Origin of the sequence: Rhodococcus indonesiensis (assembly GCF_047782815.1) — a bacterium.
Taxonomy (GTDB): Bacteria; Actinomycetota; Actinomycetes; order Mycobacteriales; family Mycobacteriaceae; genus Rhodococcus; species Rhodococcus indonesiensis.
Genome location: NZ_CP180630.1, coordinates 5,101,915 through 5,118,914, shown reverse-complemented (window position 1 = coordinate 5,118,914; position 17,000 = coordinate 5,101,915). Strand labels below are relative to the sequence as shown.

At 68.1% G+C, this 17,000-nt stretch carries 16 protein-coding genes; 11 read left to right on the top strand and 5 right to left on the bottom strand.

The window, feature by feature from the left end; all coding sequences use genetic code 11:
* Nucleotides 1–134: 134 nt before the first annotated feature.
* The 10 genes from ACM26Y_RS23515 (at nucleotide 135) to ACM26Y_RS23470 (ending at nucleotide 10,685) form a co-directional block, all read left to right on the top strand.
* Nucleotides 135–1,283, top strand: a complete 1,149-nt coding sequence (locus ACM26Y_RS23515) for an acyl-CoA dehydrogenase family protein (RefSeq protein WP_081005313.1) — start codon at nucleotides 135–137, stop codon at nucleotides 1,281–1,283.
* Nucleotides 1,284–1,313: 30 nt separating this feature from the next.
* Nucleotides 1,314–3,251, top strand: a complete 1,938-nt coding sequence (locus tag ACM26Y_RS23510; RefSeq protein WP_416062106.1) for a 2-oxoacid:acceptor oxidoreductase subunit alpha — start codon at nucleotides 1,314–1,316, stop codon at nucleotides 3,249–3,251.
* The gene (locus tag ACM26Y_RS23505; protein WP_371382618.1) at nucleotides 3,248–4,333 is read left to right on the top strand and encodes a 2-oxoacid:ferredoxin oxidoreductase subunit beta; all 1,086 of its coding nucleotides are present in this window, start codon (nucleotides 3,248–3,250) and stop codon (nucleotides 4,331–4,333) included. Before ACM26Y_RS23510 ends, ACM26Y_RS23505 begins: the two co-directional genes overlap by 4 nt.
* Before the next feature lie 115 nt (nucleotides 4,334–4,448).
* Complete coding sequence (locus ACM26Y_RS23500) at nucleotides 4,449–4,856, top strand: nuclear transport factor 2 family protein (RefSeq protein WP_010594012.1); 408 nt, start codon at nucleotides 4,449–4,451, stop codon at nucleotides 4,854–4,856.
* Nucleotides 4,857–4,871: 15 nt separating this feature from the next.
* Nucleotides 4,872–6,428 (top strand): class I adenylate-forming enzyme family protein, encoded by a 1,557-nt coding sequence (locus tag ACM26Y_RS23495; RefSeq protein ID WP_416062105.1) that lies wholly within the window; start codon nucleotides 4,872–4,874, stop codon nucleotides 6,426–6,428.
* Nucleotides 6,425–6,892 (top strand): hypothetical protein, encoded by a 468-nt coding sequence (locus tag ACM26Y_RS23490; protein ID WP_416062104.1) that lies wholly within the window; start codon nucleotides 6,425–6,427, stop codon nucleotides 6,890–6,892. The genes ACM26Y_RS23495 and ACM26Y_RS23490 overlap by 4 nt, the downstream gene beginning before the upstream one ends.
* Complete coding sequence (locus ACM26Y_RS23485) at nucleotides 6,889–7,305, top strand: MaoC family dehydratase (protein ID WP_054374588.1); 417 nt, start codon at nucleotides 6,889–6,891, stop codon at nucleotides 7,303–7,305. Before ACM26Y_RS23490 ends, ACM26Y_RS23485 begins: the two co-directional genes overlap by 4 nt.
* A 30-nt stretch (nucleotides 7,306–7,335) precedes the next feature.
* A complete protein-coding gene (locus tag ACM26Y_RS23480; protein ID WP_003938435.1) occupies nucleotides 7,336–8,175 on the top strand; it encodes a mycofactocin-coupled SDR family oxidoreductase in 840 nt (279 codons plus the stop codon).
* A 6-nt stretch (nucleotides 8,176–8,181) separates the two neighbouring features.
* Nucleotides 8,182–8,697, top strand: coding sequence for a pyridoxamine 5'-phosphate oxidase family protein (locus ACM26Y_RS23475; RefSeq protein ID WP_003938434.1), 516 nt, complete (start codon nucleotides 8,182–8,184; stop codon nucleotides 8,695–8,697).
* Nucleotides 8,698–8,702: 5 nt separating this feature from the next.
* Nucleotides 8,703–10,685: an FAD-dependent oxidoreductase gene (locus tag ACM26Y_RS23470; RefSeq protein WP_416062103.1), complete on the top strand. Its 1,983-nt coding sequence runs from the start codon at nucleotides 8,703–8,705 to the stop codon at nucleotides 10,683–10,685.
* A 226-nt stretch (nucleotides 10,686–10,911) separates the two neighbouring features.
* Here ACM26Y_RS23470 and ACM26Y_RS23465 read toward each other — a convergent pair whose 3' ends face one another.
* Nucleotides 10,912–12,537, bottom strand: coding sequence for a flavin-containing monooxygenase (locus ACM26Y_RS23465; protein WP_416062102.1), 1,626 nt, complete (start codon nucleotides 12,535–12,537; stop codon nucleotides 10,912–10,914).
* Nucleotides 12,538–12,827: 290 nt separating this feature from the next.
* On the opposite strand from ACM26Y_RS23465, the gene ACM26Y_RS23460 reads away from it, so the two are divergent.
* A complete protein-coding gene (locus ACM26Y_RS23460; RefSeq protein ID WP_003938431.1) occupies nucleotides 12,828–13,136 on the top strand; it encodes an EthD family reductase in 309 nt (102 codons plus the stop codon).
* 82 nt (nucleotides 13,137–13,218) lie between these two features.
* Here ACM26Y_RS23460 and ACM26Y_RS23455 read toward each other — a convergent pair whose 3' ends face one another.
* The 4 genes from ACM26Y_RS23455 to ACM26Y_RS23440 are packed head-to-tail and all read right to left on the bottom strand — an operon-like array spanning nucleotide 13,219 to nucleotide 16,922.
* Entirely contained in the window at nucleotides 13,219–13,641 is a 423-nt protein-coding gene (locus tag ACM26Y_RS23455; RefSeq protein WP_003938430.1) for a nuclear transport factor 2 family protein, read from the bottom strand.
* Between the two features lie 31 nt (nucleotides 13,642–13,672).
* Complete coding sequence (locus tag ACM26Y_RS23450; protein ID WP_416062101.1) at nucleotides 13,673–15,469, bottom strand: flavin-containing monooxygenase; 1,797 nt, start codon at nucleotides 15,467–15,469, stop codon at nucleotides 13,673–13,675.
* A gap of 25 nt (nucleotides 15,470–15,494) precedes the next feature.
* Nucleotides 15,495–16,337, bottom strand: coding sequence for a mycofactocin-coupled SDR family oxidoreductase (locus tag ACM26Y_RS23445; protein WP_289379818.1), 843 nt, complete (start codon nucleotides 16,335–16,337; stop codon nucleotides 15,495–15,497).
* A 39-nt stretch (nucleotides 16,338–16,376) separates the two neighbouring features.
* Nucleotides 16,377–16,922 carry an SgcJ/EcaC family oxidoreductase gene (locus ACM26Y_RS23440; protein WP_289379817.1) on the bottom strand — a complete coding sequence of 182 codons (546 nt, stop codon included), beginning with the start codon at nucleotides 16,920–16,922 and terminating at the stop codon, nucleotides 16,377–16,379.
* Nucleotides 16,923–17,000 lie beyond the last annotated feature (78 nt).

Below are 17,000 nucleotides of genomic sequence, written 5' to 3'. Positions count from 1 at the left end.
GTACCCAATTCCTTGCTATTGTGATCATAGATTAGCGGATAGTGATCCAGTTCACGACAATGGCCGAGACCGCACCGAGTCACAGCGCCGTGGCGCCTCCGGTGAGCGGACGCATCGCCAGAACGGAGTACAAGGTGAGTGACGACCAGCAGGACCTGTTCGCCCTGCCGCAGCGATACCTCGACCTCCAGCGGGAAGCTCGCGCCCTCGCAGCCGAGTGTGCCGACATCGCCGCGCGTGCCGACGAGGCGGACAGCTTCGACCCGGACGTCCGCAAGCGGCTGACCGCGTCCCGTCTCACCGAGGTCGTCGTGCCGGCCGCCTACGGTGGCCGCTTCGAGAAGGTCGATTCCCTCGCGGTGACCATTGTGCGCGAGGCCCTCGCCGCCGAGTCCGCCCACCTCGACTCCATGTTCGGCATGCAGGGCATCGGCAGCTACTGCATCAGTGTCGGCGGGTCCGAGGAACTCAAGGCGGAGTGGCTGCCCAAGGTGGCCCGGCTCGAGGCGGTAGCCGCGCTCGGCCTGACCGAGCCGCACGTCGGATCCGATCTCAAGGCCCTCAGCACCACCGTCGTCGAGCGCGACGGCAAGCTCGTCGTCGACGGCCACAAGTCCTTCATCACCAACGGCGGCGACGCTGACTTCTACAGCATCCTCGCCCGCGAGGGCGACGGATACTCCCTCGTGCTGGTCCCGGCCGGCGCGCCCGGCCTGCGCATCGAGCACCCCCACCAGATCATCGCGCCCCACGTGCTCAGCGACGTCATCCTCGAGAACGTCGAGGTCCCGGTCGGCAACCGCATCGGGGAACCGGGCAAGGGCTTCGCGCTCGTCCTCGCCACCCTCGCCACGTTCCGCGTGTCCGTGGCCGGCGCCGCCGTCGGCGTGGCCCAGGCCGCGCTGGACGAGGCCGTCGCCCATGCCAAGTCCCGGGAGGGCTTCGGTGTCAGCCTCGCGCGCCTGGGGTCGGTGCCCGAGCACCTCGCCTCCTGCTGGACCGACATCGAGATGGCCCGCTCGCTGACCTACCGCGCGGCCGCCGCCTCGGCCCGCGATGCCCGCGCCAATCTGCACCTGTCGTCGATGGCGAAGGTCGGGGCGACCGAGGCGGCAGCTCGCGTCGTCGACCGGTCGGTGCAGATCATGGGTCGTTTCGGGCTCGTGCGCGGCGGCAAGCTCGAACGCCTCTACCGGGAGGCGCGTCCCATGCGGATCTACGAGGGCTCGACCGAGGTGATCTTCGATTCGCTGGCCAAGCAACTCGTGAAGGAAGCCCCGTAGGGGCAGAATGCGGACCAGAGGCAGGAATCCATGACAACGGACGCGAACACCACCAAGCTGGAACGAGTCGTCATCCGCTTCGCGGGCGACTCGGGTGACGGCATGCAGCTGACCGGTGACCGCTTCACCTCCGAGGCGGCCGCGTTCGGCAACGACCTCGCGACGCAGCCCAACTTCCCCGCCGAGATCCGGGCGCCCCAGGGCACCCTGCCGGGGGTGTCGTCGTTCCAGATCCAGATCGCGGACCACGACATCCTCACCGCGGGTGATCGACCGGACGTCCTCGTCGCGATGAACCCGGCGGCACTGAAGGCGAACATCGACGATCTGCCGCGGGGCGGCACCGTCATCGTCAACACCGACGAGTTCACCAAGCGCAACCTGTCCAAGGTCGGCTACGCCGCCGACCCGCTCGACGACGGAAGCCTCGACGAGTTCGTGGTCCACCAGGTCCCGATGTCGAGCCTGTCGGTGGGGGCGGTGGAGCCGGCCGGCCTGAGCCGCAAGGACGGGGAGCGCGCGAAGAACATGTTCGCGCTCGGGCTGCTGTCGTGGATGTACAACCGGCCGGTGGAGCGGATCGAGGAGTTCCTGCGCACCAAGTTCGCCAAGAAGCCGCAGGTCGCCCAGGGAAACCTGCTCGCCTTCCAGGCCGGGTGGAACTACGGCGAGACCACCGAGACGTTCGCGACGACGTTCGAGGTGGCCAAGGCGGACCTGCCGGTCGGCACGTACCGGCAGATCACCGGTAACACCGCGCTGGCCTACGGTCTGGTGACCGCCGGTGAGCTGTCCGGGCTCGAGGTGTTCCTCGGGACGTACCCGATCACCCCCGCCTCCGACATCCTGCACGAGCTGACCAAGCACCGTGGTCTCGGCGTGACCACATTCCAGGCGGAGGACGAGATCGCCGCCATCGGCGCAGCGGTCGGCGCCTCCCTCGGGGGCGCACTCGGTGTCACCAGCACCTCCGGCCCGGGCCTGGCCCTCAAGAGCGAGGCCATCGGCCTGGCCGTCATGACCGAGCTGCCGCTCGTCGTGATCGACGTGCAGCGCGGCGGACCGTCGACGGGCCTGCCCACCAAGACCGAGCAGTCCGATCTGCTGCAGGCACTGTACGGACGCAACGGCGAGTCGCCCGTCGCCGTGCTCGCGCCGCGCTCCCCGGCCGACTGCTTCGCCACCGCCGTCGAGGCGGCCCGCATCGCCCTGACGTACCGGACGCCGGTCCTGCTGCTGTCCGACGGCGCCATCGCCAACGGCTCGGAGCCCTGGCAGATCCCGCAGGTCGACGAGCTCGCCCCGATCGATCCGAACTACGAGACGGGCCCGGACGCCGCCGGCACGCCGCTGCGTCCCTACGCGCGGGACCGCGAGACCCTCGCCCGTGCCGTGGCGATACCCGGGACTCCCGGCCTCGAGCACCGGCTCGGTGGCCTCGAGAAGGCGAACGGCAGCGGCAACATCTCCTACGATCCCGCCAACCACGATCTGATGGTGCGCCTGCGGCAGGCGAAGATCGACGGCATTTCCGTTCCGGACGCCGAGGTCGACGATCCGTCGGGGCAGGCCGAACTGCTGATCGTGGGCTGGGGCAGTTCCTACGGGCCGATCGGCGAGGCCTGCCGCCGCGCCCGGCGTCGCGGTACCGCGGTCGCCCACCTGCACCTGCGGCACCTGAACCCGTTGCCGCGCAACCTCGGTGAGGTGCTCGGCCGGTACCGCACGGTGATCGCGCCGGAGATGAATCTGGGGCAGCTGACGAGCGTGCTGCGGGCGCGCTACCTGGTCGACGTCGAGCCGGTGACGAAGGTCGAGGGTCTGGCTTTCCTCGCCGACGAGATCGTCGACGCGATCGATGCCGCGCTCGCCGGCACCCTGCGCGAGTTCGAAGACGCCAAGACCACCGCGGCGCTGGCTGCGGCCGAGTACCGGCCGGCGCCTGACCGCGAGGAGGAATCGGCATGACCGAATTGATCAGCCGGGTCGGCACCGATCTCGGGCTCAGCGCTACCGCGCTCGTCCCGACGACCGACGCCCCGCAGAAGGCCAAGGACTTCACGAGCGACCAGGAGGTGCGCTGGTGCCCGGGTTGCGGTGACTACGTCATCCTGGCCGCGATCCGCAACTTCCTGCCCGAACTCGGGCTGCGCCGCGAGAACTTGATGTTCGTCTCGGGCATCGGCTGTTCGAGCCGGTTCCCGTACTACCTCGACACCTACGGGCTGCACTCCATCCACGGCCGCGCGCCGGCGATCGCGACCGGCCTGGCCGTCACGCGGCCCGACCTGTCGGTGTGGGTCGTCACCGGTGACGGCGATGCCCTCTCGATCGGGGGAAACCACCTGATCCACGCGCTGCGCCGCAACGTGAACCTCACGATCCTGTTGTTCAACAACCGGATCTACGGGCTGACGAAGGGGCAGTACTCGCCCACGTCCGAGGTCGGAAAGGTCACCAAGTCCACCCCGATGGGTTCGGTGGACCACCCCTTCAACACCCTCTCCCTCGCGCTCGGTGCCGAGGCCACCTTCGCGGCCCGCGCGCTCGACTCCGACCGCAAGGGGCTGACCGACGTGCTGCGCCGCGCAGCCGAGCACCGGGGCACCGCGTTCGTCGAGATCTACCAGGACTGCCCGATCTTCAACGACGGCTCGTTCGACGTGCTGCGCAAGGAGGATGCGGAGCAGCGGGTGATCCCGCTGCGCCACGGTGAGCCGATCGTCTTCGGCGCGGAGGGGCAGAAGTGCGTCGTCCGTGACGGATTCGGTCTGCGCGTGGTGGACACGGCATCGGCGGATCCGGGATCGATCGTGGTGCACGATGCGCACGCCGACGACCCGGAGTACGCCTTCGCGTTGTCGCGACTGTCCGACCAGGACCTCGCCCACACCGTGTTCGGCGTGTTCCGCAGCGTCGCCCGCCCGACCTACGACGATCTCGTGCGCGAGCAGAACGAGAGCGCCCGAGCCGGCGAGCCCCGTCGACGAGAATCCTTGCAGTCCTTGCTGACCGGGCACGACACCTGGACCGTGTCCGAATCACGCTGAGTGCCGTCTCCCGGCACGGAAATCGGGGTCTTCGTACCCCTAGACAATGCGCATGATTAGTATAAAGTGACTGTCATCACATCTCCCTTCCCTCCCTTCGGCAGGAGTAGTCGTAATGTCGCTCAGGAACGAAATCGAAAACGCCCTCGCCCGATACGCTCTCGCCTACGACGACGGCGACATGGACGGTGTCGAGCGCGTCTTCGGTGAAACCGCCGTGTTCACCATGAAGATCGGGGACGGCGACCTCATCGGGCCGCTCAACGGCCGTGAGGAGATCATGGGCCTGTTCCGCGGAGCCCACGAGTCCCAGACCGACCAGCGGCGGCACGTCACCACCAATCTGCTGATCGACGAGATCGACGAGAAGAACGTCCGCACCGTGTCGTACCTGCTCATCACCTCTGCGGAGAACGGTGCCCTGCGGGCGCTGTCCACCGGCAAGTACGAGGACGAGTGGACCAGGAGCGGCGGCGACTGGGTGCTCACCAAGCGGCACATCGCCCTCGACCTCCCGTACTGAGCCTCCGGAGCCACCATGACGATGAACCAGGGCCTCATCCCCGCCAAGTGGGCCGCCCTCACCCCGAACCGCATGGCGTTGTACGACGTCCCCAACGACCGGCGCATCACCTTCGCCGGCCTCGACGAGCGCGTCCGGCGCCTGGCGAACGGACTGCGCGGACTCGGCCTCGAGAAGGGCGACCGGGTCGCCGTGCTGACCAAGAACAGCATCGAGTTCCAGGAGCTGTTCTTCGCCGTCGGTCGCGCGGGCCTGATCCTGCAGCCGCTGAACTGGCGACTCGCGACCCCCTCCCTGCTCGGGCTCGTCGCCGACGCCACCCCGAAGGTGCTCATCACCGCGTCCGAGTTCCGTTCCGTAGGAGAGGAACTCAGCCGAGCCGCCACGGTCGAACACTGGCTCGAGTTCGGTCCGGGAGGTAACGGGACGTACGAGGGGCTGCTCGCGAGCTCCAGCCCGGCCGAACCGATCTGGACGCCGAGCATCGGGGGAGACGACCCGTTCTTCATCCTCTACACCGGCGGCACCACCGGCGAATCCAAGGGTGCGCTGCACTCGCACACCAGCGCGGCCGCAGGCATGCTCAACCAGACCGTCGCCGAGCGGGTCGTGCCGACCGACGTCTACATGCTCACCGGCCAGATGTACCACATCCCGGTGGTGCTCTCGATGAACTACATGAAGCACGGATGTCCGGTGGTGCTGGTCAATTTCGAGGCCAAGCAGGCGCTCGAGATCATCGAGTCGGAGCGGGTCTCGGCGTTCCTGGGCATCACCACCATGCTGAACTGGATGATGGCCGTGGAGAACTTCGACTCCTACGACCTGTCGAGCCTGCGCAACATCCAGTACGGCGGCGGCCCCATGCCGTCCGCGATCGTCCGCAGCGCGCTCGAGGCGTTCCCCTGCACCCTCATCCAGGGGTACGGCCAGACCGAGGGCACGACCATGTCGTTCCTGTCCCAGGAGGACCACCTCGACGCGGTCCAGGGAATCAACGAGCACCGGCTCAAGTCCTGCGGCCGGGAAGGCTTCGGCACCACCATCCGGGTCGTCGACTTCGACGGCAACGAGGTCCCCAAGGACGGCAAGACCCCCGGCGAGATCGTGGTCCGCTCCGAAGCCAACATGCTCGGCTACTGGAACAAGCCGGAACTGACCGCACAGACCCTGCGGGACGGCTGGATGTGGACCGGCGACGTCGCGGTCTGGGACGAGGACCACTACGTCTACATCGTCGACCGGGCCAAGGACATGATCATCTCCGGCGGCGAGAACATCTACAGCATCCAGGTCGAGGAGGCCATCGGCGCCCACCCCGCCGTCCTCGAATGCGCCGTCATCGGCATCCCCGACGACGAGTGGGGCGAGGTCGTCAAGGCCGTCGTGGTTCTCAAGCCCGGGCAGACCGCCACCGAACAGGAGATCATCGACACCGCCAAGCGGAACCTGGCCTCCTACCAGAAGCCCCGTTCGGTGGACTTCGTCGACGCCCTGCCGAAGGCGCCCACCGGGAAGATCATGAAGCGGGACCTGCGGGCCCCGTATCTCGAGACGACGGCGGCCCGATGACCGTGGATACCGGGCGCCGGGTGCCGTCCGAAGCCGAGCTCGCCGACCTCGTCGGCACCCGCTTCCCGGGCGGGCAGGCCACGCTCGAGCCGTGGTGGGTGCACCTCGTCCTCGACAGCATGCTCGCCGACCCCGCCGACGGTGGCGCGCACCCGGTGCTGGTGTTCCTCGTCGCCACCGGCGCGATGGGCTGGAGCTGGGACGAGTTGTTCGCCGTGTTCGGGGCCACCGAGGCCGACGGGCCGATGGCCGGCGAGACCGAGACGGTCGTGCACCGGCCGCTGCGTGTCGGCGGCACCTACCGCGTCTCGGGCGAGATCGTCTCCGCGACGCGCAAGGTGGGCCGGCGCACCGGCGTCTTCGACATCGTCGGCTACCGCCTCGACCTGCACGGTGAGGACGGCGCGCTGTGCGCCTCCACCACCAACTCGATCGTGTTCCCCCGTCGAGGAGAAACATCATGAAACCGGCTGTCGGGCAACAGATTCCCGAACGGACCGTCGATGCGGTGGATCCGGCCCGGATGAAGACCCTCTCGGCCCTCATGCGCGACCCGAACCCGATCCACTTCGACCGGAACGCCGCGGCTGCGCTGGGCCTCGGGGAGCGCACGGTCAACCAGGGGCCGAGCAACATCGCCTACGTCGTGTCCATGCTCGGATCCTGGGCCGGCGGCGTGGACCGGGTCACCGGATACCGGTTCCGATTCCTCGGCAACGTGTTCGAGGGAGACCGGCTGCGGGCCGCAGGGGTGGTGACCGACGTCGAGGACACCGCCGACGGTCTCCTGGTGCGCTGCGATCTCACGCTCGACGTCCTGGGCGGCGCGCGCGTTCTCGAAGGCACCGGGACCGTCCTGGTCCCCGCCGAGCACTAGACATCGTTTTCCACGAGAGGAGCGTCAACCATGGCAGGACGAGTAGAAGGCAAGGTCGCGTTCATCACCGGGGCCGCCCGCGGCCAGGGCCGCAGCCACGCGCTGCGGCTCGCCGAGGAGGGCGCCGACATCATCGCGGTCGACATCTGCGAGAACATCGACACGGTGACCCCGTACTACCCGCTGGCCACCGAGGACGAGCTGAAGGAGACCGTGCGGCTCGTCGAGGCCCTCGACCGCCGGATCGTGGCCCACCGCGCCGACGTCCGGGACCGCGCAGCGCTGCAGCGCGCCTTCGACGACGGCGTGGCGCAGCTCGGCGGTGTCGACATCGTGGTCGCCAACGCCGGCATCGCCACCTACGGCCGCTCGTGGGAACTCACCGCCGAGCAGTGGCGGGACATGATCGACGTCAACCTCACCGGCGTCTACAACACCGCCGTCGTCGCGATCCCCACGATGATCGAGCAGGGCCGCGGGGGTTCGATCATGTTCACCAGTTCCATCGGCGGACTCAAGGGTATCCAGCAGGTCGCCCACTACGTCTCGGCCAAGCACGGCATCGTCGGCCTCATGCGCACCATGGCGAACGAACTGGGCCCCTACAGCATTCGTGTCAACACCATCCACCCGACGAACGTCGACACCATCATGATCCAGAACCCGGGGACGTACGGGATGTTCTCCCCCGGGGACCCGGAGCCGTCGCAGGAGAAGGCGATGCCGGGGTTCATGTCGCTGAACACGCTGCCGGTGCCGTGGGTCGAACCGATCGACATCAGCAACGCGGTGCTGTTCCTCGGCAGCGACGAGGCGCGGTACGTCACCGGAGTCACCTTCCCGGTCGACGCCGGCGCATACGTGAAGTGATGTGAGATGGCCGTCGGCATCGACGACAACGAGGATCTGCGCACGCTACGGGTCGACGAGGACGGTATCGCCGAACTCGTAGCGGCGCAGCGCGAATGCACCTTCGCCTTCACCACCGCGGCCGGGTGGCCGGCCGGGGTGGTGATGAGCTACTTGCACCACGACGACCGGTTCTGGCTCACCGCCGCGAAGGAGCGCGCCCACGTCCGGGCAGCGATGCGCGAACCCCGTGTGACGCTGGTGGTCTCGAATGCAGGTACCGGATTGCCCGGCAGGAGGATGCTCGCCGTCCGCGGCCGCGTCACCGTCCACGCCGATGCGGAAACCAAACGCTGGTTCTACCCGGCGTTCGCGGCGCACCATGCTCCGAACGATCCCGAAGCCTTCCAGCGCCTGCTGGACAGCCCGAACCGAGTTGTCCTGGAAGTCCGTCCCGTCCGAATCGCGGTCAGTCACGACTCGACCAGGATGCCGGGGGACGGACGCGGTGGCTCGCTCGGGCCCCGACCGAACAAGGGGTGAACGAAATGACCGCGGATCCGGACTCCGCTTACGCCCATCTGCTCTCGCCGTTCCAGATCGGCCCGATGAAACTGCGCAACCGCGTGGTGCTGCCGCCGCACGCCTCGGCGATCGGCAACATCTTCGGGTCCGAGGCCGACGCCGAACGCAACCTCGCCTACTACGTGTCCCGGGCCAGGGGCGGAGCCGCATGGTTCGACAGCCTCAGCGCCTGGGTGCCGAACACCGGGGTGATCCCGGGGTTCGAACCCACCGGCGTGGGCGCCACGGTCGAAGGTCATTACAGCCTGCCGTTCTTCGTCGAACGGGTGCAGGCCTATTCCGACGCCCTGCACGCCGAGGGGGCGGTGGCGACGGGACAGATGGTGCACCAGGGCGGCATGCCGCACGGCGCGTCGTCGGTCCTGAGCGCTCCGGTGATCAACAACGTTCCGCACAAGCTGAACCGGGACGAGATCGCCTACTTCGTCGGTCAGTACAAGTTCTGTGCGGAGCAGGCCCAGAAGGCACGCCTCGACGGTGTCGAGCTCCACATGAACCACGACGATCTGCTCGAGTACTTCCTCTCGCCGCTGACCAACAAGCGCGACGACGAGTACGGGGGCTCGATCGAGAACCGCTGCCGGTTCCCGGTCGAGGTGCTGCGGGCCATCCGTGACGTGATCGGATCGTCCATGGTCATCGGCATCCGCCTGAATCTGCGCGAGGAGGTGCCGGGCGGATACGACATCCACGGCGCCATCGAGATCGCGCAGTACCTCGAGAGCACCGGACTCGTCGACTACTTCCACGGCGTGGTGGGCAGCCCGTGGGGCAACCCGTCCTACATCCAGCCGCACTTCTACGAGGCCGGCCAGTGGAGCGATCTCGCCGGGCAGCTCAAGCGGGCGGTGTCGCTGCCCGTCGTGCACACGGGCCGGATCAACCACCCCGATGTCGCGGAGCGGATCCTCGCGGCCGGCGACGCCGACGTCGTCGGCATGGCTCGTGCGCACATCGCCGAGCCGTCGATCGTGGAGAAGGTCCGCACCGGCCGCGTCGACGAGATCCGGCCCTGCGTCGGCGGCAACGAGTGCATCAGCCGCCGCTACGTCGAGGGGCTGCCGTTCGGCTGCGCGGTCAACCCCGTCACCAGCAACGAGGTCGACGGGCCGTGGCCCACCGTGACCGACCCCAAGCGCGTGCTCGTCGTCGGCGGTGGCCCGGCCGGCATGGAGTTCGCTGCCCTGGCCCGGGAGAAGGGCCACGACGTTGAGCTGTGGGAGGCGTCCGACGTGCTCGGCGGCCAACTGCGCACCGCGATCAACGCCCCCACGTACGACATGTTCGAGAAGTACCTGGACTGGCAGCAGCGCCGGCTCGAGCGGGCGGGCGTGAAGATCGCCTACCGGCATGCGGCGACGAAGGCGGAGATCGAATCCGCGGGATTCGACGTGGTGGCGGTCGCCACCGGCTCCACCCGCCGGATTCCGGACATCCCGGGTGTCTACGGCGACAACGTCGCCGACATCCGCGACGTCCTCAATGGCGACGCCGCCGTCGGCAAGCGGGTCCTGATCGTCGCGCAGGACGATCACATGCCGCCGCTGTCGCTCGCCGACTTCCTCACCGATCGCGGGCACGACGTCACCGTCGTCTACGCGACCCAGGTCGCGGGACAGCTGCTCGGCCGCTACATCGTCGGCGCGATCCTCGGGCGCCTCGACGAGAAGGGCGTGCAGTACCGGTTCATGGAGGACGTCGTCGAGATCACCCCGACCGGAGTGGTCACCCGCAACGTCTATTCGGGGCGCACCTACCAGGTGGACGGCTTCGACTCGGTGGTGCTCGCCTGCGGTGGCATCGGCGATGCCGACCTGTACGAGAGTCTCGAGGAGGGCCCGGCGGCCGAAGGCGAGCGGGAGGTGCACATTCTCGGTGACGCCTACGCGCCGCGGCGACTGGTGTTCGCCACCCGTCAGGCATATGCGCTGGCCAAGCTGATCTGACGGACACGCGAACGGGGGTGGGGGGTTCGGCCCGCACCCCCGTCGTCGTGTCCGCCGGCGATGAGCGGGATGTTGCTGCGCCGAGCGGGAGGTTGCCGTCGTCGCTTCTCGCGTTTCGGCGCGAGATCCTCCCGCTCGGCGCGAGATCCACCCGCGCGACACCAACGACGCAGCGAAACGCGCCGGACGATCGCTGGTCGCGATCGTCCGGCGCGAGGCCCCGACGTCAGGCCAGGACGAATCCCTTGAAGTCGGCGTCCCGGACCTCGTTCCACGTCTGCTCGTACAGCACGATGCCGCCGGCGTAGGGCATGAAGATCTGCGGCTTGCCGGGGATGTTCTGACCGCGGTACCAGGATCCCGACTCGCCCTGCGGCCACAGGGTCATGTTTGCGATCTCCTCGACCGTCTCGACCCACGCGTTCTGCGCCTCCTCGGTGGCCTCGATCGTGGTCAGTCCGTGCTCGCGCATGTGATCCATGGTCTCGACCGTCCACTCGACGTGCTGCTCGATGGCGGTCACCATGTTCGACAGCACCGACGGGCTTCCGACGTTGGCGATGATGAACATGTTGGGGAAGCCCGCGGTGCCCAGGCCGAGGTGTGTCTTCGGGCCCTCCTGCCATGCCTCCCGCAGCGGCAGACCGGCGCGGCCGCGGATGTCGATCTGGGTGAACGCACCGGTGAAGGCGTCGAATCCGGTGGCGAGCACGACGGCGTCGAACTCGTACTCGGTGCCGTCGGCGAGATGCATGCCGTGTGCGGTGAAGCTGTCGAGGGGCTTCTTCCGCAGGTCGACCAGTTCGACGTTGTCGCGGTTGAACGTCTCGTACCAGTCGGTGCCGATGACGGGCCGCTTCGCGCCCATCGGGTACCCGAACGGCTTGAGGCTGTCCGCGACGTCCGGATCGTCGACGATCTCGTCGATCTTGGCCCGGATGAAGTCGCACACCGAATCGTTCGCCCGCTGATCGACCATCAGGTCCGCGAACGCGCCGAGGAAGGCGATGCCGCCGCCCTGCCAGCGCTTCTCGTACTCGGCCCAGCGCTCGTCGTCGCTGACGTCGTACGCGGCCTTGGGGTTGTCGTCGCGGATGCAGCCGGCGGCGGCGGTCCGGCAGGCCTGGCGCCGCTCGCGGTAGTTCGCCTTGATGTTCGTGACGAACTCCGGGTCGAGCTTGTGGTTGCGGGCGGGGATGACGAAGTTGGCGGTGCGCTGCAGAACGGTCAGCTTGCCGGCCTGCTTCGCGATCTCCGGGATGGCCTGCACCCCGGACGAACCCGTACCGACCGCGGCGACCCGCAGGCCGGTGAAGTCCACCCCCTCCTCCGGCCACGCGCTGGTGCGGTAGATCGGTCCCTGGAACTTGTCGAGGCCCGGAACGTCGACGTCCTTGGGTACCGACAGGCAGCCGACGGCCATGAGGCAGAACCGCGCGACGTACTCGTCGCCCCGGTCGGTACGCACGTGCCACTTCTGCTCGCTGTCGTCGAAACGGGCTTCGGTGACGGCGGTTTCGAGCCGGATGTCGCGGCGCAGGTCGAACCGGTCGGCGACGTGCGAGAGGTACGCCTGCAGTTCGGGCTGCGACGGGTAACGCTCGCTCCACTCCCACTCCTGTTCGAGCTCCTCGTCGAACCCGAAGGAGTAGTCGTGGCTGTCCACGTCGCAGCGGGCGCCGGGGTAGCGGTTCCAGTGCCAGGTGCCGCCGACCTCCTTGCCCTTGTCGAGGGCGACGGCGGTGTAACCGTGGCGGCGCAGCTTCCACAGCAGGTACAGGCCTGCGAAGCCCGCACCGACGACGACGGCGTCGACTTCGGCAGCGGCGGTGGGGGTGGGGGTTGCAGTCATCGGATAGCCTCTCTGACTGAGGGATTCGATCGGATGTGCCGATGTTGCCGCCGGACTCGCGGATTCGGTGGGTCCGGCGGGAGCATGATCCGCCCGGCTGGTCGGCCGGCGCGGAAAAAGTCTGTGACGGGTATCACTCTATCAATGCGAATGGATATAATCAAAGACGGGGAGTGAATATATGTGGCGGGCTTCCTGTCTCCTCCCTGCGTGCGGGAGCACTCCACCGCCCCGCGTGCGGGCCCGCTGCCTTCGGAGAATGTCCGAATCCACCATCGAAAGAGGTCGACATGTACCGACTCGTCGCCGCGTACAACCACCCCGAGGATCCCGAGAAGTTCCTCGACCACTACCGCAACGTGCACTCCAAGCTCGCACTGAAGCAGCAGGGCATCCGGAACTACGAATGGGGCGTGTGCTCCACTCCCGACGGCAGCACCCCGCCGCACTTCCTGGTCGCGGTATGCGACTGGGACAGCAAGGAAGCCATGCTCGCGGACATGGCGTCTCCGGAGGGGCAGCAGGGCGCAGCCGACCTCGAGAACTTCGCGCAGGCCGGCGTCTCGTTCGACTTCTACGAGATCACCAAGGACATCTGACCCGGTACACCGACCGGAGACACGCGACCGGGGTGGGGACTTCGCAGTCCCCACCCCGGTCGCGTGTCTCGGCATCGCACGGTCAGGCGTCGAAGCCGTCCATCTGCGGGGTGGTGAGACCCGTGATGATCCGCTCGGCGATCTTCCAGCCGTCGGCGGTACGGACGTAACGGTCCTCGTTGAGTGCGATCGCCTTGATGGCGGCGCCGTTCTTCATCTCCGCTTCGGAGAAGACGTAGTTCGTACCGGTGGCATGGTCGTCGTCCTCGAAGTCGATGACGTGATTGGTGATGATGTGGAACTGCTTGTCCACCGCCTGTGCGTCCCGCTCGAAGAAGTCGAGGATCTGCTCGTGGCCCTCGTACCGGGTCAGGCCCACGGCGCTGGCGTCCCACACTCCGTCGGGTGCGAAGGCGGACAGGGCTTCCTTGGGGTCGAATCGGTCGAGGCCCCGGGCGTAGAGGTGGGTGACGCGGATGATCTCGTCGATGTCGTCGGCGCGCATGTGTCGGTCTCCGTGTACTCGAGGGGATGGGTCAGGGAACGGACGGCAGGTCGAGGCCGTCCAGGTCGGCTCTGATCTGGAGTGCGAGGTACTTGTTGTAGATCCGGGCGAAGGTGAGATTTCCGCCGCTGAACCAGAACCCGTCGTGGCCGGAACGTCGCCACACCGACCGGATCTCGCCCTCGTCGTCGAGGCCCCAGACCGGTCCGCACCGGTCGGCGACCGCGTCGCCCAGGACGCGACGGGCAGTGTCGAGAATGCCCCGGAATCCGGTGGCGAACACGACGGTGTCGGCGGGCAGCACGGTGCCGTCCGACATCACGACTCCCTCGGGGACGAACCGTTCGACGGTCTTCCCGGCGACCAGCCCGATCGACCCGTCCGCGACGAGCCGCGAAGCGCCGACGTCGATGTAGTAGCCGCCGTTGCGGGTGAGGAAGAGGTTCATCGCTCCGGTCCCGCCGTCGCCCAGGCTGTGGCGGAATCCCCGGGCGCTCAGGGCATCGAGCAGGTCGCGATCGATGTCGGCCATCGCCGCGACCGCGGTACGCAGCCCGTCGACGAAGCCCTCGTCCCGTCGCGCGAACGACGCGCCGACGAGGTCGGCGATCTCGGTGGGCGCGGTGTCCTCGCCGTAGGCCGGCTTCAGCATGACGTCGACCACGGTGGTGCCGCCGACGACGTACGTCGGACCCCGCTGGACGAGGGTCACGTTCGCGCCGGTGTTGTACAGGTCCTGCGCGATGTCGTGGCCGCTGTTCCCGGTGCCGATGACGACGACGTTCCGGCCGCTCCGTCGTGGGTCCGTCGTGTACCGGCCGGAATGCAGCAGCTCGCCCGCGAATTCTTCGCTCCCCGGAATGTCCGGGACGAGCGGCTCGGTTCCGCTCAGGCCGGTGGCCAGGACCACGTGGCGCGGATGCAGGACGCGCCGTTCGCCGCCGCGGTCGAGGAGCACGTCCCAGCGCTCCGGCGCCGGATCGTAGGAGGCGCTCACCAGCTCCGTGCGGGTCCACACGTTCAGTTCCAGGGCCCGGGAATAGATTTCGAGCCAGTCACCCATCTTGTCCTTCGGCGTGAACACCGGCCACGTAGATGGGAACGGCATCATCGGCAGATGGTTCGACCACACGGGGTCGTGCAGCACCAGCGAGTCGTAGCGGTTGCGCCAGTTGTCGCCCACGCGCTCGTTGCGTTCGACGACGAGCGTGTGCACGTTCATCGCGCCCAGGTAGGCGGCGAGTCCGAGCCCGGAATGCCCGGCACCGATCACGAGGACGTCCGGATCCCGGTCGGTGCACTCGTTCGCGAGGCGGCGGTGGTCCCCCCAGTGGGTGGTGACGCGTTCCCCGGGTTCCGGCGCACCGATCGGACGGCGCTCTCCCACAGCCGGTTCGGCCCCGACGAGACTGTCGAGGGCGGTCAGCACGGCGGTCGCACGCCAGCGGTCCGTCTCGTCCGGCGTCAGGCGCGCGACGCCACGGACCTGTCCGAAGCGGACGGTGAGACGGAAGAGCAGCTGTATCACCGGCGGACCGTCGCCGGTGGGCAGCAGAACCGGCGGAGCGGAGGAATCGAGTGCCTCGTCGCGGACCTCGAGGTCCGCCGCGCCGGTGAGCAGCGGCCGGATCGCCGATTCGCCGTGCAGGCTGCGCAGATCACCGGTGAAGGCGAGCAGATCGCGCCACCATGCGTCGGTGGCGAGAGCATCCGGGTAGTCGCCGGCACTGCCCGACCGGAGTGCATCGGCGAAATCCGCGAGCCAGCGCTCGGCGACCTCGGCGGGGCGGGCGGGATCGAGACGCGGGGTGTCGAGTCGTGTGGTCATGGGGTCTCCCGTTCGTCCGGCCTGGTCAGCGCAGGGTGTAGCCGGCGTCGACCTTGAGTTCGGTGCCGGTGACGTACCGGGCCTCGTCGGAGGCGAGGTAGAGCACCGCGTTGGAGATGTCGATCGGTTCGATCCACGGCACGGGCAGGACGTTGGTGGTGGCGAAGACCGGTGCGGCCTGTTCCCGGGTGGGATGCTCCACGTCCGGGAGGAACAGGCGGAAGCAGGATTCGTTCAGGATCATGTCCGTGGCGACGCCGGTGGGGTGCACGGTGTTGACGCGGATGCCGTGCGGCCCCAGTTCCAGTGCCAGCGTGCGCATCAGGCCGACCACGGCATGCTTGCTCGCGGTGTAGGGCGCCACGTTCGGCGTGCCCTTCAGGCCTGCGGTGGAGCTGGTGATGACGATCGACCCTCCGGTGCCCTGCTCGATCAGGTGGGGGGTGACGGCCTTGCAGGTGTGCCACACTCCCTTGAGGTTGATGTCGAGGACGTCGTCCCAGTCGCGTTCGGTGACCAGGTGCGTCTCGTCGCCGAAGAGGAAGATCCCCGCGTTGGCGGCGACGATGTCGATCCGGCCGAGTTCGGCGATGCCCTCGTCGACGACGGCCTTGACAGCGTCGAAGTTGCGGACGTCGGCCTTGCGGGCGATGATCCGGCGGTCGAGGGCCTCGACGGCGCGCACCGTCTCGGCCAGATCCTCCTCGGTGGCGCCGGGGTAGAAGCGGGTGACGCTCTCGATCTCCTCGGCGACGTCGAGAGCGACGATGTCGGCGCCCTCCTCGGCGAGGCGGATCGCGTGGCTGCGTCCCTGGCCGCGGGCCGCACCCGTGATGAACGCGACCTTACCTGCTACCCGTCCTGTCATAGCTGCTCCTTCGGGGCCGCCGACGGGCCCGATCCGCCGTCAGCGGTAGGTGTTCCAGGTGGGAGCCGACTCCGGATAGTCGGCATCGGTGTATCGGGTCTGGGGCCACCGAATCCGTTTGGTGGTACGGAAACTCGAGCCCATCGACTCGAACGGTACCGCGTACATGAACGCTACGGTGCGTCTTTCGAAAAGCCATGCGCCGTCCCGTCGCACGTATCGGTCCCGGTAGCGGAAGGCGGTCATCATCAGCGTGTCGTGGACCGCCAGTTCGGCGTGGCCGGTCATGATTCCGCTTGCGTGCGAGTCGTCTTCGATCGTGACGAGGTGGATCTCGGGGGTGTGCAGCATGGTGTGGTAGCGGTCCATGCTGGAGACGTAGAAGGGTCGGATCTGCTCACGGCCGCGGAGTTCGGTGCCGGCGACCTCGAAGACACCGTCCTCGGTGAACATCGACAGCACGGTGTCGATGTCGTGGTCGTCGACGGCCAGGGCGTAGCGCCCGGCCAGGTCCCGGATCTCGTCCTTGGCGACGAGGCGGCTCAGGGCAGCGGAATCGAGTTCCGCGAGGTTCGAGGCAGTCATCGGCTCTGTTCCTGTCGGAGGTACACGGACGGGCCGGGGCGGAGTGTCGACTCCGTCCCGGCCCGGGCGCCGGGCGCG